Annotated in this window: 22 protein-coding genes; 16 read left to right on the plus strand and 6 right to left on the minus strand. The window is 35.7% G+C overall.

Going from position 1 to position 24,137, the window contains the following annotated elements; all coding sequences use genetic code 11:
* Positions 1-370: 370 nt before the first annotated feature.
* Both mltB and J3U16_RS04235 read right to left on the minus strand, forming a co-directional pair.
* On the minus strand, positions 371-1,444 hold the full coding sequence (gene mltB / locus J3U16_RS04230; protein WP_267330153.1) for a lytic murein transglycosylase B: 1,074 nt from the start codon (positions 1,442-1,444) through the stop codon (positions 371-373).
* Positions 1,445-1,498: 54 nt separating this feature from the next.
* On the minus strand, positions 1,499-2,500 hold the full coding sequence (locus J3U16_RS04235; RefSeq protein WP_065562123.1) for a 2-hydroxyacid dehydrogenase: 1,002 nt from the start codon (positions 2,498-2,500) through the stop codon (positions 1,499-1,501).
* 236 nt (positions 2,501-2,736) lie between these two features.
* On the opposite strand from J3U16_RS04235, the gene J3U16_RS04240 reads away from it, so the two are divergent.
* The 14 genes from J3U16_RS04240 to J3U16_RS04305 all read left to right on the plus strand — a co-directional run bounded on the left by J3U16_RS04240 (position 2,737) and on the right by J3U16_RS04305 (position 16,762).
* Positions 2,737-4,002, plus strand: coding sequence for an AmpG family muropeptide MFS transporter (locus J3U16_RS04240; protein WP_220224995.1), 1,266 nt, complete (start codon positions 2,737-2,739; stop codon positions 4,000-4,002).
* An 8-nt stretch (positions 4,003-4,010) separates the two neighbouring features.
* Entirely contained in the window at positions 4,011-4,664 is a 654-nt protein-coding gene (locus J3U16_RS04245; protein WP_267342537.1) for an NAD(P)H-dependent oxidoreductase, read from the plus strand.
* Positions 4,665-5,183: 519 nt separating this feature from the next.
* Entirely contained in the window at positions 5,184-6,143 is a 960-nt protein-coding gene (gene trxB / locus J3U16_RS04250) for a thioredoxin-disulfide reductase (protein ID WP_065734348.1), read from the plus strand.
* Positions 6,134-7,867, plus strand: coding sequence for a heme ABC transporter permease/ATP-binding protein CydD (gene cydD, locus J3U16_RS04255; protein ID WP_267342538.1), 1,734 nt, complete (start codon positions 6,134-6,136; stop codon positions 7,865-7,867). Before trxB ends, cydD begins: the two co-directional genes overlap by 10 nt.
* On the plus strand, positions 7,861-9,486 hold the full coding sequence (gene cydC, locus J3U16_RS04260) for a heme ABC transporter ATP-binding protein/permease CydC (protein WP_267342540.1): 1,626 nt from the start codon (positions 7,861-7,863) through the stop codon (positions 9,484-9,486). Before cydD ends, cydC begins: the two co-directional genes overlap by 7 nt.
* 157 nt (positions 9,487-9,643) lie before the next feature.
* Positions 9,644-9,961: a ribosome silencing factor gene (gene rsfS, locus J3U16_RS04265; protein WP_065734345.1), complete on the plus strand. Its 318-nt coding sequence runs from the start codon at positions 9,644-9,646 to the stop codon at positions 9,959-9,961.
* Between the two features lie 4 nt (positions 9,962-9,965).
* The gene (gene rlmH / locus J3U16_RS04270) at positions 9,966-10,436 is read left to right on the plus strand and encodes a 23S rRNA (pseudouridine(1915)-N(3))-methyltransferase RlmH (protein WP_220225000.1); all 471 of its coding nucleotides are present in this window, start codon (positions 9,966-9,968) and stop codon (positions 10,434-10,436) included.
* Between the two features lie 13 nt (positions 10,437-10,449).
* Positions 10,450-10,908 (plus strand): rRNA maturation RNase YbeY, encoded by a 459-nt coding sequence (gene ybeY, locus J3U16_RS04275; RefSeq protein WP_065562131.1) that lies wholly within the window; start codon positions 10,450-10,452, stop codon positions 10,906-10,908.
* Positions 10,909-10,985: 77 nt separating this feature from the next.
* On the plus strand, positions 10,986-11,852 hold the full coding sequence (gene corC / locus J3U16_RS04280) for a CNNM family magnesium/cobalt transport protein CorC (RefSeq protein ID WP_065734343.1): 867 nt from the start codon (positions 10,986-10,988) through the stop codon (positions 11,850-11,852).
* Positions 11,853-11,862: 10 nt separating this feature from the next.
* On the plus strand, positions 11,863-13,386 hold the full coding sequence (gene lnt / locus J3U16_RS04285; protein WP_267330149.1) for an apolipoprotein N-acyltransferase: 1,524 nt from the start codon (positions 11,863-11,865) through the stop codon (positions 13,384-13,386).
* A 226-nt stretch (positions 13,387-13,612) separates the two neighbouring features.
* Complete coding sequence (locus J3U16_RS04290; protein ID WP_065562134.1) at positions 13,613-14,521, plus strand: glutamate/aspartate ABC transporter substrate-binding protein; 909 nt, start codon at positions 13,613-13,615, stop codon at positions 14,519-14,521.
* Between the two features lie 81 nt (positions 14,522-14,602).
* Entirely contained in the window at positions 14,603-15,337 is a 735-nt protein-coding gene (locus J3U16_RS04295; protein ID WP_065734340.1) for an amino acid ABC transporter permease, read from the plus strand.
* Between the two features lies 1 nt (position 15,338).
* The gene (locus J3U16_RS04300) at positions 15,339-16,040 is read left to right on the plus strand and encodes an ABC transporter permease subunit (protein WP_065562136.1); all 702 of its coding nucleotides are present in this window, start codon (positions 15,339-15,341) and stop codon (positions 16,038-16,040) included.
* Complete coding sequence (locus J3U16_RS04305; protein ID WP_065562137.1) at positions 16,037-16,762, plus strand: amino acid ABC transporter ATP-binding protein; 726 nt, start codon at positions 16,037-16,039, stop codon at positions 16,760-16,762. Before J3U16_RS04300 ends, J3U16_RS04305 begins: the two co-directional genes overlap by 4 nt.
* A 49-nt stretch (positions 16,763-16,811) precedes the next feature.
* Here J3U16_RS04305 and recD read toward each other — a convergent pair whose 3' ends face one another.
* Together recD and J3U16_RS04315 are read right to left on the minus strand one after the other, a co-directional pair.
* A complete protein-coding gene (gene recD / locus J3U16_RS04310) occupies positions 16,812-18,662 on the minus strand; it encodes an exodeoxyribonuclease V subunit alpha (RefSeq protein WP_267330148.1) in 1,851 nt (616 codons plus the stop codon).
* A 24-nt stretch (positions 18,663-18,686) separates the two neighbouring features.
* Positions 18,687-20,264, minus strand: a complete 1,578-nt coding sequence (locus J3U16_RS04315) for a mucoidy inhibitor MuiA family protein (protein ID WP_267330147.1) — start codon at positions 20,262-20,264, stop codon at positions 18,687-18,689.
* A gap of 228 nt (positions 20,265-20,492) precedes the next feature.
* Here J3U16_RS04315 and nadR point away from each other — a divergent pair, with 228 nt between their 5' ends.
* Together nadR and pnuC are read left to right on the plus strand one after the other, a co-directional pair.
* Entirely contained in the window at positions 20,493-21,737 is a 1,245-nt protein-coding gene (nadR, locus tag J3U16_RS04320) for a multifunctional transcriptional regulator/nicotinamide-nucleotide adenylyltransferase/ribosylnicotinamide kinase NadR (RefSeq protein ID WP_065562140.1), read from the plus strand.
* On the plus strand, positions 21,730-22,434 hold the full coding sequence (gene pnuC, locus J3U16_RS04325) for a nicotinamide riboside transporter PnuC (protein ID WP_065562141.1): 705 nt from the start codon (positions 21,730-21,732) through the stop codon (positions 22,432-22,434). The genes nadR and pnuC overlap by 8 nt, the downstream gene beginning before the upstream one ends.
* Positions 22,435-22,488: 54 nt before the next feature.
* Here pnuC and J3U16_RS04330 read toward each other — a convergent pair whose 3' ends face one another.
* Positions 22,489-23,115, minus strand: coding sequence for a protein-L-isoaspartate(D-aspartate) O-methyltransferase (locus tag J3U16_RS04330; RefSeq protein ID WP_267342542.1), 627 nt, complete (start codon positions 23,113-23,115; stop codon positions 22,489-22,491).
* Positions 23,115-24,131 carry a tRNA pseudouridine(13) synthase TruD gene (gene truD, locus J3U16_RS04335; RefSeq protein WP_267330146.1) on the minus strand — a complete coding sequence of 339 codons (1,017 nt, stop codon included), beginning with the start codon at positions 24,129-24,131 and terminating at the stop codon, positions 23,115-23,117. The genes J3U16_RS04330 and truD overlap by 1 nt, the downstream gene beginning before the upstream one ends.
* Positions 24,132-24,137 lie beyond the last annotated feature (6 nt).

The raw sequence follows: 24,137 nt of genomic DNA on the forward strand, positions 1-24,137 counted from the left end.
TCAAATTTTAGCCTTGTAGCTAAAACCGTGTAAAAAGTATAGTGATTGGAAAAACACGATGCAACACTTTTTTTCGCTCATTTACGTTAACTTTTGTAAATAGAATCTAAAAAGGATCTAAATTGTAATTGATTAAATATTGTTTTAATTCAATATATCATCTCATCATTACAAATCTTTAAATAAATGATTAAAGATCATCGGAAATTTTATTTTAGGGCTTTGAACTAGAAATTTAGTAAGTTTGATCATTTAAAACTTTTTAAGTGAAATTTTGAATCCCAAAAACCCCACTCCTCAACTTTTTAGAGAGTTTATTAGGATTAATAAAAAAGGTCGCAACTGCGACCTTTTGCTTTTAAGGTTAATTTTATCTAGCTTGTTTAACGGCTAATCCCAATTGCCATACTGCCATTGCATAATGTGTGCTATGGTTGTAGCGAGTGATGACGTAGAAGTTAGGTAGTCCATACCAAAATTGGTAATTATCACCCATGTCTAAACGTAATAAGCTGACTTCTTTATGACCGTCGATTGAGCTTTTTGGTTTTAATCCTGCTTTAGCTAGATGTTCAATCGTATATTTGGTGCTAAAGCCTGTATCGAGTTCGATCGCTTGACCATCAGCAACCACTGCGACTTTTTTGTTTCGTTGCCAGCCGTGTGCTTTGAAATAGTTTGCTACACTGCCGATTGCATCAACTGGATCCCATAAGTCGGTATGACCGTCATGGTTAAAGTCGATAGCATGATTTCTAAAGGCTGATGGCATAAATTGTCCGTAGCCCATTGCGCCAGCAAATGATCCATTTAAATCAAACGGATCAACACCTTCATCACGACACATAATTAAGAAGTCTTCAAGTTCCTTAGCAAAGTATTGTGATCGTCTTGGGTAATAAAATGCTAGGGTTGATAATGCGTCGATAATTTTGGTTTTGCCCATTACTCTTCCCCACCCGGTTTCAACGCCTATAATTCCGACGATAATTTCAGGTGGTACACCGTACTCTTTGTAAGCACGTTGTAGATCTTTGTCATATTTATTCCAAAATTCGACACCTTTAGGTAAGTTACCTGGGGTGATGAATTTATTTTTATAACGAATCCATGCGCCATTAGGTACGTTTGACGTTCCTGATTTTGGCGCTTGTTTGTCCATTAAACCAATAACCCAATCAAGTTTGTTGGTTTGTTCTAAAACATTGCGAAGTTGTTGGCGGTTAAAGCCATGTTTATTTACCATCATTGTGATGAATTTTTCTTTATCGACCGATAAAGGGGCACTATTGGCTTTTGGTTCTTCGTGTTGTTTTTCTAGATAAACGCCACCCTTTACATTCGAATGTCCTCGATGCTGCTGCATTGGCGATTTCGATGATCCCCCACTCGAACAAGCAGTGAGCCATAAAACCATCATGACACAAATAACGATACGTTGCATAAATCATCCATATTCATTTAGTTAAAAAACGGCGACATATTAAATTATTTATTGTTATTTAACAATATTTTGACACTCTTTTCCTGCAGCTATTTGCGCTATATTATTTAAGGTTGTGTCAGAGATATTTAATAGTGCTTCTTGGGTTAAAAACGCTTGATGACCAGTAAAAATCACGTTATGGCAGGCTGATAATCGACGGAATACGTCATCTAATATGACATCATTAGATTTATCTTCGAAAAATAGGTCTCGTTCGTTTTCATAAACATCCATACCTAGTGCACCGATTTTGGTCTGTTTTAACGCTTCAATTGCAGCGGTTGCATCCAATAAACCACCTCGGCTTGTGTTGATAATCATCACACCATTTTTCATTTTGTTGAATGACTCTTTATTTAGTAGATGATAATTTTCAGGAGACATTGGGCAATGTAAGGTGATAACATCTGATTTGGCATAGAGTTCGTCTAATTGAACATATTGTGCACCTAATTCAACAGCGATATCATTTGGATAAGGATCATAAGCAAGGATATTCATGCCAAATCCTTTTAAGATGCGGATCACTGCTTGACCAATTTTACCCGTTCCAATCACACCTGCTGTACGATTATGCATGTTAAAACCGGTTAAGCCGTCTAACGAGAAGTTAGCGTCGCGAGTACGTTGATAAGCTTTGTGGGTTCTGCGGTTTAGTGTCATCATCAATGCAACCGCATGTTCAGCCACCGCTTCTGGGGAATAAGCTGGCACACGAACAACGGTGATCCCTAATTTTTTTGCTTCATCGAGATCAACATTATCAAAACCCGCACAGCGTAATGCTAAGATTTTAATACCATAATGGGCTAATTTTTGTAGAACTAATTTATCAACTTCGTCGTTAACAAATACACAAACAGCATCATAACCTTGCGCGGTGACAACCGTTTTATGGCTTAATTTATGCTCATAATATTCGATATCAAAACCAAAGTGTTTGTTGGCGATTTCGAGATGTTCTTTGTCGTAATGCTTACTGCTAAAAACAGCGACTTTGACTGTTTCTTTCATACTGCAATCCCCCTTATAGGCGTTTAATTAATGCATCTTTTAAGTTTTAGTGATGATTGAAACGCATTGTTTACTTGATATTTTTTTGGCGAATGTTGATTAAATGCTTACTTTTGAAAGTTGAGTTAAAAATTAACCTGTATAGTAAAACGCTTTATGTTAGCTTTAGCAATTATTTTTTTTATTAATATGCTATGATAGCACTTTGCTATATAACTGACCGATAATGTTAACTAATGAATAAAAAACAAGTTTCTCTTCTTAGGACTATCTTTTCCACTAAAATGCTTATTTGTATTTTTACTGGTTTGGCTTCCGGTCTTCCTTTTTATTTGTTAATTCAACTTTTACCTGCTTGGTTAACCAGTGAAGGGCTGAATATAAAAGCTATTGGTGCATTTTCATTAACTCAACTGCCCTATATTTTTAAATTTGTTTGGGCGCCATTTATGGACAATATTTCACTGTTTGGGATGGGGCGTCGACGGGGATGGATGTTTCTGTCGCAAATAATATTGCTCTTTTTTATTGCTATATTGGGGTGTTTTTCACCTACTCTGAATATTTGGATTATTGCTACACTCTGTTTCATTATTGCGCTGTTTTCAGCCACGCAAGATATCGCTTTAGATGCATTTCGCCAAGAAATTCTTTCTGATACTGAACTTGGATTAGGGAACAGTATTCATATTAACGTTTATCGTCTTGCCAGTTTGGTGCCCGGTTCATTATCGCTAATCTTATCTCATTTTTTACCTTGGAGTAGCGTTTTTATGGTCACGGCGCTATTTATGTTGCCCGTGATAATTATTACCTTGTTGATAAAAGAGCCAATTAATAAACCAATACCAAAATCCCATAATTTTGAAGATATTATTATCAATCCTTTTTTAGAATTTATTAAAAGAAAAGGCGTTAAATCCGCGATGATCATTTTGGCCTTTATATTTTTATATAAGTTAGGCGATAGCATGGCGACATCGTTAGCGACTACTTTTTATATGAAAATGGGATTCAGCCTACCAGACATTGGTTTGATCGCTAAAAATGCGCAATTATGGCCAGGGATATTAGGCGGGATTATGGGCGGCATTTTGATGATAAAAATAGGGATTAATCGGGCTTTATGGTACTTTGGTTTTGTTCAAGTCTTTTCTATTTTAGGTTTTGCCTGGTTATCAATTGAAGGCCCTTTTAATGATATTGGTGTCAGTGAAAAAATAATGTTAGCCATAGTGATCAGTGTTGAATCCTTGGGGGTTGGTCTTGGTTCGGCAGCTTTTGTTGCTTTTATAGCCAAAACCACGAATCCATTATATACTGCAACACAGTTTGCGTTATTTAGCAGCATCGCTTCTATTCCTCGAACATTGATTAATTCAACAACAGGAATTATGGTTGAATATTTAGGATGGACCAACTTTTTTGGTTTATGTACGCTATTAGCAATACCCGGCATGGTGTTACTATTGAAAGTGGCACCATGGAATAAGAAATCTTAGGAGACATTATGGACAAACTATCGTTAGCTTTGGAGTTTAGACATGCTTGTAAACGGTTTGATGAATCAAAAAAGATTAGTCATAGCGATGTTGAAATTATTTTAGACGCGGGTCGTTTATCGCCTTCTTCGTTTGGTTTTGAGCCTTGGCATTTTGTCGTTGTCGATAATGCAGATATCAAAGCTGAATTGCGTGCTGCTTGTTATGACCAAGAACAAGTTACTAGCTGTTCACATTTTGTGATTTTACTTTACCGTAAAGCGAATAATTTTACTTTGCAAAGTCCATATTTACGTCAAGCTATAGGAAGAACATTGCCAGATCAGAACGATCAAACGGCAATTGATAAAGCTAGCCAAGATTTTCTTAACTATATTGCTTATGGTTTACGAGAAGGTTTAAATGCTGATAGCTGGTCAGAAATGCAAGGTTATATTGCTGCTGCAAATATGATGACTACAGCGGCTTATCATGGCATAGATTCTTGTGCGCTTGGCGGATTCCAATATGATAAGGTGATTAATATTTTAGAAAAACATATTCCAACATTTAGTCGTGAGGTATTTGGTGTTGGGCTGTGTTTAGCGTTAGGTTATCGTATTGATGAGCAACCACCTCATATTCGTTGGTCACTTGAAGATGTCACCACTTTCTTATCTTAATTGCTATTAGTCTTATGTCGCCAACTGGCGGCATTAACTCTTTTTTTAACAATTATTCAGACGTGTTATTAAGCGTTTGCGCATCTGCTAATAGTGAATCTAAAATAAATTCAACACCCAATAATATATTTGCGATTTTTGGATCGTTAATATTCTGCTGAGTTGAGTTTAAAATTTCTTTTACCCACGTAGTTTTAGCTGATAGCATTTCCATTTTTTAATGGTGGCTTGTCGTATTTCGAGTGAAGGCGTTATCGCCTAATGATTAAAACAGTAATAATTAATTATTAAAACTTATAAAAACTTTAAATAAATAAAATCAATTTGTTAAAAACATAAATTAATTTAACAATTTGAAAATATAAGGAAAATTAACGTTACTCCGTGTTATTTATCACCTTCACCTATTGCTGTAATAAACATTTTTTTTACAAGAAAATAGTTGATAATGTTAGACTTATCATCTATAAATTGCGCTAATCATATTTTATTTAGCCAGAATAATAGGAAGGATACAAAATGAAAACCAAACATGCCCGTTTATTAATTTTAGGGTCAGGCCCTGCTGGCTATACCGCAGCGGTTTATGCCGCGCGAGCAAATCTCTCTCCAGTATTAATAACTGGCACTCAACAAGGTGGACAACTTACCACCACGACCGAGATCGAAAACTGGCCAGCGGCAAATCCAGAATTAACGGGTCCTGAACTTATGGTAAAAATGCAACAACATGCCGAACGATTTGATACCGAAATTATTATCGATCATATCGATAGCGTTGATTTTAGCCAAAAGCCATTCAAACTATTTGGTAGCGATACGGAATATAGTTGTGATGCGTTAATCATTGCAACTGGTGCCTCCGCACAATATCTCGGGTTGCCTTCTGAAGAAGCTTTTAAAAGTAAAGGTGTGTCAGCCTGTGCTACATGTGACGGTTTCTTTTATCGTAATCAGAAAGTGGCTGTTGTTGGTGGCGGTAATACTGCGATTGAAGAGACCCTTTACTTGGCTAATATTGCCAGTGAAGTCCATTTAATCCACCGTCGCGATAGTTTTAGGGCTGAAAAAATCTTAATGAATCGTTTAGCTGAAAAAGTGCAAGAAGGTAAAGTCATTTTGCATACTCATCAAATCGTCGATGAAATTCTTGGCGATAATATGGGCGTAACGGGTGTAAGATTACGAAGTACTATCGATTCTGATCTAACCGAAGAGTTATCAGTAATGGGGGTATTTATTGCTATTGGTCATAAACCCAATACCGCAATTTTTGAAGGCCAACTTGAACTTGATAATGGTTATATCAAGGTGAAATCAGGTACTGAAGGTAATGCAACACAAACTAGCGTAGAAGGAATTTTTGCTGCGGGCGATGTTATGGATCATATTTATCGACAAGCCATTACCTCGGCAGGAACAGGCTGTATGGCTGCGTTAGATGCTGAACATTATTTAGATAAATTAAAATGTCACTAGATAAAAAACGTCAAAATTATTTACTTAGCTGGTTAAAACAGCACACAAAAATGCATAAACCAGATTTGCGTGCTTCAGTTTTATTCGGTTTTTTGTTGAGTCTATTAATGATCGGCCAAGCTGCTTTATTGGCGATTATTTTGCAGAAGTTGATCATCGATCAGACTCCTTTTACCACCGTTTTCCCTTATTTTTTATCTTTAGTTGTCATCCTATTGGCGCGTGGCTTGCTTATTTACTTCCGTGAAAAGATTAACTTTGCTTTAGGCCAAAAAATCCGCCAACAAATTCGGCAAAAAATTATCGATCAGTTTGAATTGTTCGGCCCTGCATATTTAAGTCAAAGTACTACAGGAGCTTGGAGTACCTTAGTTATTGAGCAGGTTGATAATTTGCATGATTTTTTTGCTCGCTATTTACCGCAAATGCGCCTGGCAAGTATGGTGCCGATATTAATTTGTATTGCTATTTTCCCTTTTAACTGGGCCGCGGCCGTGATTTTGCTTTGTACTGCTCCGCTAATTCCTATTTTTATGATTTTAGTGGGAATGGGAGCCGCGGATATTAATCGTCGTCATTTTAAAGCACTCTCTTATTTAAGTGGGCACTTTTTAGATCGCCTTAAAGGGCTGAGTACTATTCGCTTATTTAATCAAGGCAAACAGCAAACCGAGCAAATTGCCAAGGCGTCTGAAGATTTTCGAATTAAAACGATGCAAGTATTAAAGATGGCGTTTTTGTCATCAGCGGTTTTGGAATTTTTTACGTCGATTTCGATTGCAATTGTGGCGGTCTATTTTGGTTTTTCGTATTTAGGGGAGTTTGATTTTGGTGCTTATAATGGCACTGTCACGTTATTTGCTGGTTTTTTTGCCTTGATTTTAGCACCTGAATATTTTCAACCGCTACGTGATTTGGGCGTCTATTATCATGCCAAAGCAGAAGCCATTGCCGCAGCTGATAATATTGAAACTTTTTTAAATAAAAAATTGCCACTTGATAGCGTTGAGAAAAAAAACGAGTCTAATCAATCATCATCAACCATTCCTTCTGAAATAAATGTTTTAAAAACAATTGAAGCGAAAGATCTTATCGTGTTATCTAACGAAGGTTTGCCTATTGTTGGCCCACTTAGCTTTTCATTACAAGCGCCATTTAAATTAGCGCTAATTGGTACTAGTGGTGAAGGTAAAAGTTCTATTATGCAAGTATTGCTTGGCTTTTTACCTTATCAGGGTTCGCTAAAAATTAATGGGATTGAATTTAATCAGCTTGATTTAGTAAGTTGGCAACATCAAATCAGTTGGATTGGGCAAAATCCTTATTTGATTAATGGTTCGATTCGTGAAAATATTCTACTGGGTAAACCCATGGCGAGCGCCAATGAAATTGACGAGGTTATTGCAAAAGCGCAATTATCTGATGTTATCGATCAATTACCAGAAGGCGTCGATACCCAAGTTGGTGAAGATGCGGTTAGATTATCAGTCGGACAAGCTCAGCGCATCGCCCTTGCTAGAGCAATGCTGAAACCTTGTCAATTACTGATACTTGATGAACCGACCGCAAGTTTAGATAAGCAGACAGTTCAGCAGTTGGCACCCTATGATATTGCGACAAATAGTATCACTATCACTCATCAACATGATGATATGCATGAATTTGACCAAGTATGGAAATTGTCGAAAGGACAACTTAACGCCATCAAGGAGAGCTTATGCTAGCGCTATTACGTCCCTATATTGCACTTTATAAGCACTACTTTTGGCAAATTGTTATTGGATTAGGTTTAGCTATTCTTACATTATTTGCCAGTGTTTTTTTACTTTCTTTATCTGGATGGTTTTTAGCTTCTACCGCGGTAGTCGGTGTGGCGGGTTTATATACGTTTAATTATATGTTACCTGCTGCGGGCGTAAGAGCGGCTGCCATTATGCGAACGGCATCCCGTTATGCTGAGCGCTTGGTTGATCACAATACCACCTTTAAAATATTAGCGTATTTAAGAACATTAGCATTTAAAAAAATCCTTCCTTTAAGCGCTAACCAATTATCCCAATATCAAAAAGCCGATCTTCTTAATCGTTTTATTGTGGATATTGATGCCCTTGATCATCTCTATCTAAAACTCTTTTCACCTATTGTAACGGCACTGGTAATTATTGTGCTCTTGTTTGTCGGATTAAGTTATATCAACTTTCCTATTGCATTAATTATCAGCATGGTACTAACTACTACTCTACTTGCTATACCGGTGATCTTTTATTATGCAGGTAAACAATTAGGCGAAATACTGGCTAAACAGCAAAGTGAGTATCGCGCATTGTTGGTTAATTATCTACAAGGCCAAGCTGAACTGACTTTATTTAATGCGCAAGATCGTTATCGCTCAAAACTCGACAAACTTGAATCAGATTGGCTTTATCATCAACAAAAGCAGTCTACTTTAATGGCGCTCTCGAGCGCTCTTGTGGTATTAATTGCTGGCTTTTTGACTTTGTTAGTGCTTTGGCTTATCACTCAATATACATTATCGCCTTTAGTTGCCCTATTTGTGTTTGTCTGCCTTGCTAGTAGTGAAATTTTAGCGCCAATCCCTACTGCATTTATCTTTTTAGGGCAAGTATTAGCGTCAGCCAAACGAACAACCGCTTTATTTGATCAAACACCAGATATCCAGTTTGTCGAGCAAGGCAGTTCGATAGATTTGACTACCGCAAAACTGCGGTTTGAAGATGTTTGCTTTAGCTACCCAAATCAACCTTTTGCAGTTTTAAGCCATTTTTCATTAACAGTTGAAGCCGGCAAACATATTGGCTTAATTGGTAAAACCGGTTGTGGCAAATCCACATTACTTAATTTAGTCACGCGCGCGTGGGAACCCACTTCAGGTAATATCTTTATCAACGATATACCGATTAATCAACTTGACGAGCCAACTTTACGTCAGGCGATTGCTGTGGTTCCTCAAGTGATAACTATTTTTAGTGACTCGCTTAGACAAAATTTGTTAATCGGTAATCCAAACGCTTCTGATCAACAGTTAATGGATATTTTACATCAAGTTGGGCTTTCCAAATTGATCTCAACCAATCAGGGTTTAGATTTGCCATTAGGGCAAGGAGGACGATCATTATCAGGTGGTGAAACTCGACGTATCGGTATTGCTCGGGCATTACTACATAATTCACCATTAATGTTGATGGATGAGCCTACCGAAAGTCTTGACCAACAAACTGAACTGCAGATAATTGAACTTATCAAAAACTACGATAAAACTCTGCTGATGGTTACACATAGATTAACGGATAATCCATTGTTTGATCAGGTGGTTGAGTTGTAAGATTTGGGGTGTCAAAAACCCCGTTCCTCAACTTTTTTTATTTTAAAAAGTGCGCTCCTCACATTTTTTGATTTGTACTGATTGAGATGTGCTATTTTCAAGGCGATTTTGAAAAAATATGCTATACTAGCGCTTTATGTATATTAGTAGAGAGTATATTTTGCAACAATCATTACAAGACTTTATTATTGATAAAATTGATGATTTAAAAGGCAAGGATATTGTTACCCTTGATGTGCGTGGTAAGTCAAGTATCACCGACTATATGATTATTTGTACTGGAACTTCAAATCGTCATGTTTCGTCAATTGCAGGGCATCTACTTGATGAAGCTAAAAAGCAAGGACATGTGGTATTAGGCAGTGAAGGCCAAAATGATGCGGATTGGGTAGTCGTTGATATGGATTCGGTGATCGTTCATATAATGCAAGAAGAGAGCCGACAATTATACGAACTCGAGAAGCTTTGGAGTTAGTTACGTGAAACTACAGCTTATTGCTGTTGGCAACAAGATGCCAAATTGGGTAACCACCGCTTTTGATGATTACCAATCTCGATTCCCCAAAGATATGCCTTTAGAACTCATTGAAATCCCCGCAGGAAAACGGACTAAAAATGCCGATATTGCGCGTATTTTAGATAAAGAAGGTGAGCAGATGCTGGCTTCTTGTAGTAAAGGTAATCGCATTGTGACGCTAGATATTCCCGGTAAACCTTATACCACTCATGATTTAGCTAAGCAACTTGAACGTTGGAAAGCAGATGGGCGTGATGTTAGTTTGTTAATTGGTGGACCTGAGGGGCTGTCTCCCGCTTGTAAAGCTGCTGCTGAGCAAAGTTGGTCGCTATCACCTTTAACGCTACCACATCCACTAGTTAGAGTGATTGTATCTGAAAGCCTTTACCGTGCTTGGAGTTTAACGGCTAATCATCCTTATCATCGTGAATAGGTTGGATATTTGAATGAATATTTTAGATTTGCAAATTGCCACCGAGCAGCAAGATAATCTGCCAAGTGAGCAACAAATTATGCAGTGGTTAGAGGTAATTTTACCGCAGTTTGTGGAGAATGCTGAAATCACTATTCGGATTGTCGATAAGGAAGAGAGTCAACACCTTAATCATACTTATCGCAATAAAGATAAGCCAACCAATGTTTTGTCGTTTCCGTTTGAATCGCCAGTTGAAATTGATGTTCCATTACTTGGCGATTTGGTGATTTGTAAGCAAGTGGTTGAAGCTGAAGCAATTGAGCAACATAAGTCGTTAACATCACATTGGGCGCATATGATTGTTCATGGCTGTTTGCATTTATTAGGATATGATCATATCCTTGACGAAGAAGCCGAAGAAATGGAAAATATCGAAATCGATATAATGGCACAGTTAGGATTTGATAATCCTTATTTATTAATTGATTAGATGACTAATTTTTAATAGTCTGTTTAATATAAAATTATAACTCAAAATACATTTGATATATGAAAGGAAGAGAGCAAATGAGTGATGATAATCACCGGAGACCCAAAAAAGGGTTTACATTATGGTTAAGTCAATTATTCAATTCAGAACCAAAAGATAAAGATGAACTTATTGAAGTGATTCGTGAAGCAGAAGAAAACGAACTTATTGATCCAGATACCCTTGATATGATCGAAGGTGTAATGGATATAGCTGATCAGCGCGTTCGCGATATCATGATCCCCCGCTCTCAAATTGTAACAATCAAAGATAATTTTTCCCTTGATGAATGTTTAGATATTATTTCTGAACACGGCCATTCACGCTACCCGGTTATTAGTGAAGATAGAGACCATATTGAGGGAGTACTTTTAGCTAAGGATTTACTTATTTATATTCGACAAGGTGTTAATGATTTTGACTTGAAGAAGATCCTTAGACCGACTGTTGTTGTTCCTGAAAGTAAACGCGTTGATCATATGTTAAAAGAGTTTCGTATGCAGCGCTACCATATGGCGATGGCCATTGATGAGTTTGGTGGCGTTTCAGGTTTAGTGACTATCGAGGATATTTTAGAACTTATTGTTGGCGATATTGAGGATGAATACGATGAGGTTGAAGATCGAGATATTCGTCGTTTATCACCAACTATGTACTCCGTTCGTGCCCTTACGCCAGTTGAAGATTTTAATGAGATCTTTGGCACCTCATTTAGTGATGAGGAGATGGATACTATCGGCGGTTTGGTGATGCAACATTTTGGGCGTTTACCAATTCGAGGCGAGACGATTACTATTGATGGCTATCAATTTAAGGTAACCATTGTTGACCGTAGACGAATTATTCAATTGCATGTCACAATTCCTGAAGATGCAGTTGTTCCTAATTTAGAGCAAAATGCTTAAGCATATTCTATTGAGTCTTTTTTTAGGCGCCATTGCCGTATTTAGTTACGCGCCCTTCCATTTTTGGCCAATTGCCTTTGTGTCTTTTGCTGGGCTTTTATGGTTAGTTGCTGATAAAACAAAAAAGCAAGCTGTACTAGTTGGCTTTAGTTGGGGTGTAGGCTACTTTTTAGCTGGTGTTCACTGGGTTTATATCAGTATTAAACAATATGGTGAAGTGCCAACGTCAGTTGCGATTATTATTTTGGGGCTGTTAGTTAGCTATTTAGCGCTCTATCCAATGCTATTTGCTTGGTTATTGAGAGCCTGTGACCGTTTTGCAACTAAGTGTTCAATGAAACAATTGGTTTTACTGGCACCAATTTTGTGGCAAGTTACCGAATTTTTACGAGGCTATATTTTAACAGGATTCGCTTGGTTAGAATTAGGTTATAGTCAACTTGATAGCCCTTTACGAAATTATTTCCCAATCGTTGGAATTAATGGGGTAACGTTACTCTTTACTATATGCTGTGGATTGGGTGTTTATTATTTGTACCATTTCAAGCAATCAGCCTTTATAAAGCACACATTTGGTGCAATTGTCGCACTATTTGCGATCATTTTTGCACCAGTTTCACTCAATTCAATTAATTGGACAACCATTGATCATTCCCGGACAGCTAATTTCAGCTTAATTCAAGGAAATATTTTACAATCACTACGTTGGAGCAGAGAGCAGTTAGATAACACTTTACAAACCTACGCTTCATTAACCGAAAAGAATTTTGGTAAAGATAAAATTATTATTTGGTCAGAAGCCAGTATTACTGATTACGAGATAAATCAGCAACCTTATTTACAGTTTTTAGATAATGAAGCCAGAGCAAATGGCAGTGAAATTGCAGTTGGTATTATTGATTATCGTATTGGTAATAATGGTTATCAAGCAAATCCAGATATTTATAATACTTTACTCGTTTTAGGTGAACATACCCCATATCAATACCCTACCGCAAATCGATATCAAAAACATCATTTGGTACCTTTTGGCGAGTTTACACCACTCCAATCGTTGTTAGATCCTATTGCAGATATCCTTGATATCCCTATGTCGTCAATGCAAGCGGGAGCAGAAAAGCAACCTCAGCTTACAATGAAGGGATTTAAGTTTACTACTGCAATTTGTTATGAGGTGATTTTATCGAATTTGATGTGGAAGAATTTTGCACCTGATACAGATTTTTTATTGACCGTTTCAAATGATGCTTGGTTTGGTGATAGTATTGGGCCAAAACAACATTTGCAAATGGCACAAGCTAGAGCGTTAGAGTTTGGTCGACCAATGATTCGTAGTACCAATACCGGTATTACAGCAATTATTGACCATCATGGTTATATTATTGAGCAATTACCGCAATTTCAAACCAATGTTTTAAATTATACGTTATCTCCAACTGTTGGTTTGACTCCTTATGCTAGATTTGGCGATCTAGCTTATTATCTTATTCTTTCTTTGCTATTTATTTTGGTTTTTGTAAAAAAACGTCGATAATCAATTTTTTGGCATAAATATTGCTTGTATATTATTGAAATTCAAAAAATTGTCTGAGTTAAATTTTTGTGAAAATCTAGATAAACCTAGGTTGTAGCTTGTCCTTTTAATCGATAAATATACAGTAAAAAGTACTTTTATGATGAAAAATAAGTTATAATATACGCCCTTTGTAAAAATATTAAATTTATTTAATATGATACAAATTAAACAGTAGGAGATGAGTATGAACAAAAAGACAAAATTAACCAAATTAGTGTTATCATTAGCAATGCTTGGACTAATGAGTGGTGCCGCTGTTGCTGAAGAATTAAGTGGTACATTAGCCAAAATTAAAGATAGTGGTGTGATTGTTGTTGGTCATCGTGAATCTTCTATTCCATTTTCCTACTATGGTGAAAAACAAGAAGTTATTGGCTATTCACAAGATTATTCTAATTTAATTGTCGATGCAGTTAAAAAAGAGTTGAATATGCCAGATCTTAAAGTTAAATATTTACCGGTTACTTCTAAAACGCGTATTCAATTACTTAATAACTATACTTATGATTTTGAATGCGGTTCTACTACTAACAATCTTGAGCGCCAAAAGACAGTAAGCTTTTCTGATAGCATTTTTATTGTTGGTACTCGATTCTTAGTGAAAGCAGACAGCAATATTAATAGTATCGAAGATTTAAAAGGTAAAAATGTGGTAACTACTGCGGGTACTACCTCTGAAGTCCGATTAAATCAAATTAATAATAAAGATAATTTAGGTATTCGTATTATTACGCCTAAAGATCATGGTGATGCATTTAATGCCCTTGAAACAGGTCGTGCTGCTGCATTTTTAATGGATGATGCACTTTTAGCTGGTGAACGTTCACGCGCTATCAATCCAGCTGAATGGAAAATTGTTGGCGAGCCATTATCTTACGAATCCTATGGTTGTATGTTAAGAAAAGGCGATACCCAATTTAAACAATTGATGGATAAAGCTATTGCTGATGCACAAAAATCTGGTAAAGCATTAGAGTCTTATAACAAATGGTTTACTCAACCAGTTCCACCTAAAGGTGCGAATATGGCTCTTGAAATTTCACCTAAAATGGTTGAGCTTTTTGCAAATCCAAATGATAAAGCATTAGATTAATACTTTTCATATCTTTCTAATCCAATGTACTAAGTGTTTTTGCATTTAGTACATAATCTAATTTAGTGAAATAAATATATTATGAGTTTCAATTGGACACTATTTTTTGAATCCACCCCTTATGGTGATGGAATTTACTTAAACTGGCTTTTTGACGGTATTATCGTTACCGTTTCATTAGCAGTAACAGCTTGGATTATTGCATTCATACTAGGATCACTAGTAGGGATTTGCAGAACTTTAGAAAATAAATTTCTAAATAGCTTTGCTGCCGGTTATATCCAGCTTTTCCGTAATATCCCATTACTTGTTCAGATGTTTTTATGGTATATGCTTTTTCCAGAAATTTTATCTGGTAGCTTAAAAACATGGTTTATTTCTGGCATTTCTCCTAATGTCAGCGCATTTATTACTGCGGCAATCGCTTTAGGTTTGTTTACCTCTGCACGTATTGCAGAACAAGTTAGAACAGGTATTCAAACTCTACCTAAAGGCCAACGTTATGCGGCAATTGCGCTTGGTTTAACCAATCGACAAGCTTATATGTATGTTTTATTACCTAATGCTTATCGTCGTATTATTCCACCATTAACATCTGAAATGACCAACATCATTAAAAACTCATCAGTGGCTTCGACCATTGGGCTTATTGATTTGATCGGTCAAATCGATCGTATTAATGATGCAACTAATAGTATTATTGAAATATTATGTGGCGTTACCATTGCGTTTATGTTGATAAACTATGCTGTGTTAACGATTATGCGTTTTGTTGAAAAACATACACGCTTACCTAATATGAGTCATGGAGGTTAATATGCAAATTTTAAGTTGGATTGCAGATATACCTTCATTGGTTTTAAACAATTATCATTTATTGTTATCTGGATTATGGCTAACAACTAAGATCACCTTTACCGCTGTTGTATTCGGTATTATTTGGGGAACTGTGCTAGCTTTAATGCGTTTATCAAACAATAAAATTTTAAATATTTTTGCTAAATGTTATGTCAATTTATTCCGTTCCATTCCATTACTATTAGTGTTGTTATGGTTCTATTTAGCATTACCACAAGTTATTAAGCATGTGTTTAATTTGCCACCATATGCTGATGTTAGGGTTGTTTCAGCAATGATTGCGTTTGCTTTATTTGAAGCAGCCTATTATTCAGAAATCATTCGTGCTGGTATTAATGCCGTTGCTAAAGGTCAGTATCATGCCGCTTATGCGTTGGGTATGACTAAAGGCCAGGCAATGCGTTTGATAATATTACCGCAAGCATTTAGATCAATGGTACCATTGTTATTAACCCAAGGTATTATCTTGTTCCAAGATACATCTTTAGTTTATGTGATGAGTTTAATTGATTTATTTGGTGCAAGTGTGACACAAATTGGTGTCGTTCAAGGTGGCACAGTTAAGTATTCAATGATTATTTTTGCAGCAATAAGTTACTTTATAATTTGTTATACTGCTTCTCGTTTAGTTAATTATTTCAAGAAAGGGATAAGTAGATGATCTCCTTAGAAAATGTATCAAAATGGTACGGAAAATTTCAAGTATTAAAAAACTGTACTACTAAAGTAGGTAAAGGCGAAGTTGTTGTTGTCTGTGGACCATCAGGTTCTGGTAAATCAACATTAATTAAAACCGTTAATGGTTTAGAGCCTATTCAGAAAGGTAAAATTACGATTGATGGTACTGAGATTACTGATCCATCGACTAATTTAGCAAAACTACGTTCTAAAGTGGGTATGGTGTTTCAGCATTTTGAGCTTTTCCCACATCTGACAATTTTGAAGAATCTGACACTAGCTCAAGTTAAAGTGCTTGGCCGATCAAATGAAGAAGCACGTGAAAAAGCCCTTTCTCTTTTAGATCGTGTGGGTTTGTTAGCACATGCCGATAAATTCCCTGCTCAACTTTCTGGTGGGCAACAACAACGTGTTGCGATTGCTCGTGCACTTTGTATGGATCCAATTGTTATGTTATTTGATGAACCAACTTCAGCACTTGATCCAGAAATGGTTAACGAAGTGTTAGACGTTATGGTTGAATTAGCCTATGAAGGGATGACAATGATGGTTGTGACCCATGAAATGGGCTTTGCTCGCAAAGTTGCCCATCGCGTTATTTTTATGGATGCCGGTGAGATCATTGAAGATACATCTAAAGAACAGTTCTTTACTAATCCACAATCTGATCGTGCTAAAGACTTTTTAGCGAAGATCATCCATTAATATATAAAAAGCACCAGCTATTATTAGTTGGTGCTTGCTTATCTTTTCTTTAATTCTTTTGCGAATAATTTGCTATTTGCTCAACTAATCCACTTTCCCGATGTATTTGACTTTTAACCACGCGCTCTAATATTTTGGCATCAGCGTAAATGGATGCGGACTTTTTCGCCCTAGTGATTGCCGTATAGAGTAGAGAGCGATTAAGTAACGGAGAGAATTCAGTGGGTAGTATTATATTTACATGATCAAATTCAGAACCTTGTGATTTGTGTATTGTCATTGCATAGGCTGTTTCATGTTCAGGTAGTCGATAAGGTGAAAAACCTTTAATGACTCCATCCGAAAATGGAAAATAGACTCGCAATTTTGAACTATCATGTTCAGCTGTTAGTGTAATTCCTATATCACCGTTGTATAAACCTAACGATGTGCTGTTACGTAAAATCATAACTGGTCGACCGATATACCATTGTTCACGTTGATTTAATTTGATCAATTTATGCTTGGCTAGTAGCAGTTCAATTTGTTTATTTAATCCTTCTACGCCAAATTTTCCTTCACGCACAGCACATAATAAACGGCATTGAGCGAATTTAGCTAAAACTGTAGCGATATCATTATTGGCGTGATGTCTAATGGCATTTAAGTAATCTTTATAGTGTTCAACACAGTCTTCTAAAAGCGCTTGGTATGTTTGATTTGATGAAAGTTCATAATAACTGACATCTTGTAATGTATTATCAGCAAGTAGCTTTTTAACATTATGATACTGCCCTTCTTTTACTGCATTTGCTAACAATCCAATACCGGATGATTCGTTAAATCGATAACTTTTTTTCAGTAAACAGATGCTATCAGCGATTGTTGTTACTGGTTGGTTCATGATTGGGATGGTATAGCCGGTTAACTTGCTTAGCTCATCAGCTCTTGATTGGCTATAACCATTTGAAATAAAGTGACATAAGTCTCCAAAGACCGCTCCGGCCTCAACCGATGAAAGTTGGTCTTTGTCACCTAATAAAATTAATCGGGCAGAAGTCGGTAAGGCTTCAATAATTCTCGCCATCATATTGAGATCAACCATTGAGGCTTCATCAATTACAAGAACATCGATATGTAATTGGTTGTTTTTGTTATAACTAAACGAGCGATTATCCGTCTTTGCGCCCAATAGTCGATGAAGTGTTACCGCTTCGGTTTTAATATTTAATGATTCAAAAGATAGCTGTTCAATTGCTCGCCCTAATGATTCAGTTAATCGTGATGCAGCTTTGCCGGTTGGTGCAGCTGCTACGATTCGTGTTGCTGGGTTGTTTAATACGATTCCAGCTAGAATTTTAGCTACGGTAGTTGTTTTACCTGTTCCCGGTCCACCAGAGATGATGGCAACTTTTCGTGTTAATGCAACAGCAACAGCAATTTTTTGCCAGTCAATACTTGCGCTGTTGTGAGTAAAGAGTTGGTCGAGTATTTTTTTTAAGTCGATACTCGACGTAATATCCAATTGAGTTTGATTGAAATATTGCGCAACAAAACGTTCATCTAACCACATGCGTTGAAAATAGAGTTTGTTTTCAATAAAAACTAAAGGTGCGAGTTGTTCACCAAAACTGACAACATGTTTATTAGATGCTAACTTAAGTACATTAACCCAATCGTCATTCGTCGGTGAATTAAGTTCTGACCAGATTGGTGGCTCAATATTTTCTAATCGAGTAAGATCAAGGCACACGTGCCCTGCTCTTACTTCCATACTTAAGGATAAAACTAAAAAAGCAAAACGTTTAGCAATGACTTCATCTTCACAATCAATTTTATTAACCAAAAATTGAGCCAAATGAAGATCTAATAAACTGATCTGACTATTTTGCTTAAATTGTTCTAACCACGTAATTAACATACTTTATTCTTTGTTTTATTAGGTTTATAAACCATATATATCTCGTTCTTTACCATCTGGATAAGTGATTTTAAAACTTAGATTAAGGTTTTTAGTTTCACTTGGGTTTAAGTTGAATTGCCACGTTAATAATCCGGTTTGTTTGTCATATACTGCGCCATCATATTTGGCATCATCAAGTGTTACCGCTTTATTTAAGATAACAGGTAGTTGATCCTTCACAACAATATTTATTGGCAACGCTTTGGTATTTTTGACATCAATAGTATAAGCATATTTTTCTGAAACATCATTACCAAATAGTGTAGGAGTCGAGGTCTCTTTTATATTACGATTTCGAGAAACTAAGATATTTTTATCACGCCCTAATGAAAAATCCAATGAGCCTTTAGTATTTTTGGTTGAAATGATAGTTTCCCCCATAAAATCACCACTGAAAAAGATATTGGCTTTTCCTGATAATAAATTCAACTTATCCCAATCATTTATTTGCGCTAGTAAGTATACGCTACTATCAAATTTAGGCATTGAAACATATTGGTAGTTTGCTTTAACATCTTTGGTTTGTAATGTGATTATATTATTTTTACTATCGTTTTTGATTGTATAAGGTAACTTGATATCAAAATGGGTATTGATACCTAATGTATTAACATTGCCAATTTGACTAGGATTAACCAATTGCGATTTGGCATCGCGTTCATAATAATCTTCTTTATCAGATTTGGAAAAAAATAAACCGCTTTTTTCATTATAAACGTCAATATACCAGGGATTAAAATCTGGTGGAGTAATATCTATGCTCGGATTAGATGTCGATAAACTAAAATCAACATTTTGCCAATCTAAACCCGTGTTTTGGTGGATTTCTGCTTTATATGTTAATTGGAGTGGCGAATTGATATCCGCTACTCGCACATCATAAGCTGGTTCCCAACCTGCTTTAGTTGTGATATATGAAAGCGTGATAGGTAGCGTTATATCTTTGTCAGAAGCAACTTTGACTATAACGGCATTGTGTAATTTTCCATTGTTAGTCTGATTTTCATCTAGTTGTTTTTCATATTCGCTTATCTGCCTGTCTAACTCATCGACTTCTTTTTGTAATCGATTTTGTTCATTTAACGCAGTGGTCAAATTGGTTTTCACAAAATCTAATACATTTTTCATTGCTGTTAAGTCATCAGGTCCTTTTTTAGCTAAAGTATCTAAACGGTTACCTTGTAAAAGCATAATTTGTTCATTAACAGCTTTGAGTTCGATTTCTAATGTATCGCGATCTTCTTGTAACTTATTCATTTTTTTAACAGTTAATAGAGTATCTTCGCCGTTACGAATATTAGCCAGATAGTTATCACTAAATGATGTAGATAATACTCGGACGTCACTATTATTACCAAAACCTACATTGATTGTATTTGGTTTAACATCATTAGCAATACCAGTTAATACTATTTCACTTTCACCTTTAGTTAATGAAACAGTTGACTGACCTTGTAATTCTGCTCCCTGAATAAATAATGTCACTTTATTTAATTTAACGTTATTATCTGCCAAAGCACTACCTGAAATTAATGCAATTGCTAATGCAATTTTTTTCATTGAATTATTTCCTTATATCATTCTGATTTTAATTATTAAATTATAGATGTTACTTAAAATGAAGATTGCCTATTTTTAAGATTATAAAAGTATCTCCTATTTTATAGTTAATTACTATTAGATTTAAATTGATTAGGTAAAATTATTTTCCTTGTTTAATATATTGAACATTTATTAAAAATGATGTAAATTTAGTTCCAGATAAAAAACAAAAGGTAAGGAGGCGATATGAATGGTTTTAGTTATTTAAAAACTGCCATAAAACGCAAAAATTTATCGTTACAGACAGTTGCTGATGCCTGCCAAATGACCAAAGGTTATTTGAGCCAATTAATTAATGATAAAATCAAAAATCCTAGTGCTCAAAAATTACAATCACTACACCGTTATTTGCAAATTGATCCCAACAGTAAACATAAAAAGGTAGGTGTCATTTTTGGTAAGTTTTATCCATTACATACCGGACATATTTATCTTATTCAAAGAGCGATTAGCCAAGTTGACGAACTTTATGTGATTCTTTGTTCCGATACGATGCGAGATATGGCGCTATTTAAAGAAAGCGCAATGTCACGCCAACCAACAATTAACGATAGGATTCGTTGGTTATTACAAACGTTTAAATATCAGAAAAATATCCATATTGAGCTTTTAGAAGAAGATGGTATTCCTTCATATCCTAATGGTTGGAATGAGTGGAGCGATCGCGTTAAAAAGTTATTCAAGGAAAAAGGCATCAATCCTAGTTGCGTTTATTCGAGTGAACCACAAGATGTAGCGATGTATAAAGATTTATTCGATTTAGATACTGTGCTTATTGATCCTACCCGCCGATTTATGCAAGTTAGTGGTACACAAATTCGTCAAGCGCCTTTAAAAAATTGGCAATATATTCCAACTGAAGTTAGACCGTTTTTTGTACGAACTGTTGCTATTCTTGGTGGTGAATCGAGTGGTAAATCAACATTAGTTAATAAGTTAGCCAATATGTTTAATACCACTAGCGCTTGGGAATATGGTCGTGATTATGTGTTTTCTCAACTTGGTGGCGATGAACGAGCATTGCAATATGCTGATTACGATAAAATTGCATTAGGACATGCACAATATATCGATTTTGCTATCAAACATGCGAATAAAGTGTCGTTCATTGATACTGATTTTATTACCACGCAAGCATTTTGCAAAAAGTACGAAGGCAAAGAGCATCCTTTTTTACAAGCCATGATCAATAACTATCGCTTTGATTTGGTTATTTTGTTAGGTAATAACACGCCTTGGGTTGCTGATGGCTTACGTAGTTTGGGAAGTCCAAAACAACGGAAAGATTTTCAACAACTACTAATCTCATTATTGAAAAAGAACCATATCAGCTATGTTCAAATCGACTCATCTGACTATGATGAACGTTATTTACGCTGTATTGAACTAGTCAATCAACTTATTAATGATAAGAGTATTAATTATGAATAATTTAAGAGATGTTATCATCGCTATTGGACGAAACAAGTTTTATCCACTATTTTGTATTATCTGTGTCACCCTTGCATTTTTGTATACTGATCCATTTAATAATTTCAATCTACGCTATGCCGTATCGTACGCTGGTGCATTTTTGGGATTATTGTGTGTAATTTTATTAGCTAAACGAAAAAACTTAGGAAATGTGCTGGGAATGCTTGCTGTAGTAGCTGAGTGTTGTGCCAATTTTCTTGGTGGCAATATCGGTGCAGGCTTACCTACTTTTTACTATTTTGGTTCACATATCTATGGATTATTTACTTGGCAGAAAAATCTCGATCAGAATAAAAATGTTAAAGTTCGTTCCTTAAATGAAAGTGCATTTTTATATGCGTTGATATTTTTAATTGTTGCAGCATTTTTTAATATCTATTTAACTAACGAAATCGGTGCGAGCAATACTTCATATCAACTCATTACAAATTGCTTTATATTCGGCTTAGGTGTAGTTGCGCAACTATTATTAATGATGAGATACGCCTTCAATTGGTATTTGTGGGTATTGTTAAATGTATTAGTGATCGGTTTGAATATTTATACTGACAATATTGTTATTGCAACTCAATATTTAATTTACCTATTTAATGCATTATACGGTATTAGTGAATGGAAGCTTTCAGAAGAAAAAGCAAAAGAAAATAAATTATAGAGAACATTCAATCAAAAAATAGAAAATAATTGATTATTTTCTATTTTTTGCGATTTATTCAACATCCCCATCAACAAGCGGTACAAATTTTACTTCCCCAATATTTGTAGTTATAAAATTGTCTCCATCACGTTCAATTAATTGTAACGTTTGTTTGTTTTTACCAACAGGTAAAACTAAGCGCCCTTTGTCAGCAAGCTGTTCTAGAAGGGTTTGAGGAACTTCTGATGCTGCGGCAGTAACGATTATGCCGTCAAATGGACCTCGTTCAGGCCAACCTTGCCAACCATTACCATGACGAGTTGAGATGTTATGAATATCAAGTTGCTTTAATCGCCGTTTTGTATTCCATTGTAAACTTTTTATTCTTTCTACTGAGCAGACATGATCAACCAGCTTGGCTAGTACTGCGGTTTGATATCCTGAACCTGTACCAATTTCAAGCACTTTGGCTGTCGGAGTTAACCTTAGTAATTCAGTCATTTTGGCAACGATATATGGCTGAGAAATGGTTTGACCGCTACCTATTGGTAATGATCGGTCATCATAAGCTTGATGAGAAAGCGCTTCATCAACAAAATTTTCACGCGGTATTGAAGCTATAGCATCTAAAACACGATCATCTTTTATTCCCTGCTGGCGCAATAAATTAATCATAGCCTGCATTTTTGAATTTTGCATTACTCATTTCCAATTATCAATTCGCGTAAAACACTTGTAGCATAGCAACCAGAAGGTAAGTAGAAATTGATTTCAATATCATTTTCGCCTATCCATTGCCATTCAAGTTGCTCGGGGCGCAATAATATTGAGCGCCTGATTGTTTCCATTCGTTCTTTCTTGAATAATTCCTCAAAGCAAGACCAATGTTTTAAACAATTTGTTTCAAATTCTAATGCAACTGATGTTGTGCCCAGTGGCGAATCACCAACCATTGGTGCAGTAATATTAATTTCGCCATTTTGCAAACGTTGTTGTAAAAGTGATAATTCATCAGTTTTAGACAAAAACCAACTATTACTTTTAGATAGTTGTAATATATCACCATCGAGCACCGTTTGCTGAATATTTTGTTTAATTCTTTGACTGACAATATCATTGAAAATAGCACTACGAGCAGCAGAAAGATAAAAACCTCTTTTTTTACGATCTTTAACTGAAATTTCGCCAGTTGCCCATTTTATTGCTTGGGTTATGTTATTTTGATCTCGTCCAAATCTTTGCTCACCAAAATAATTAGGGACACCATATTGTTTAATTGTGTTTAATTTAGGCTCAATATTATCGGTTAAGTTTCTTAAAATAATTTTAAAGCGATTACCTTTTAAAGCCCCTATTTTTAATTTTTTATTATGACGAGTAATCTGCAATATTCGACAGCCCGTTAAATCAAATTTTGAAAAATCAGGTGTTTCTTTACCTGGCATATGTAAGCTAAACCATTGCTGGGTAACTGCTTGACGGTCTTTAAGGCCAGCATAACTGACATTTCTAGCTGAAATACCGACATATTTAGCTAATTGTTCGGCGACAAAGACCGTATTGCAATCTTTCTTTTCAAGATAAACTAAAACATGTTCACCTTCACCAGTAAACTCAAAACCAAGCTCTTCAATAACGATGAAATCTTCAAATTGCTGTTTATATAAACCATGAGTTGTCGGTTTACCATAAAAATAATTAAGTTCTGCTAACACTTATTT

This window comes from Gilliamella sp. B3023, from assembly GCF_026536845.1.
Lineage (GTDB): Bacteria > Pseudomonadota > Gammaproteobacteria > Enterobacterales > Orbaceae > Gilliamella > Gilliamella apicola_E.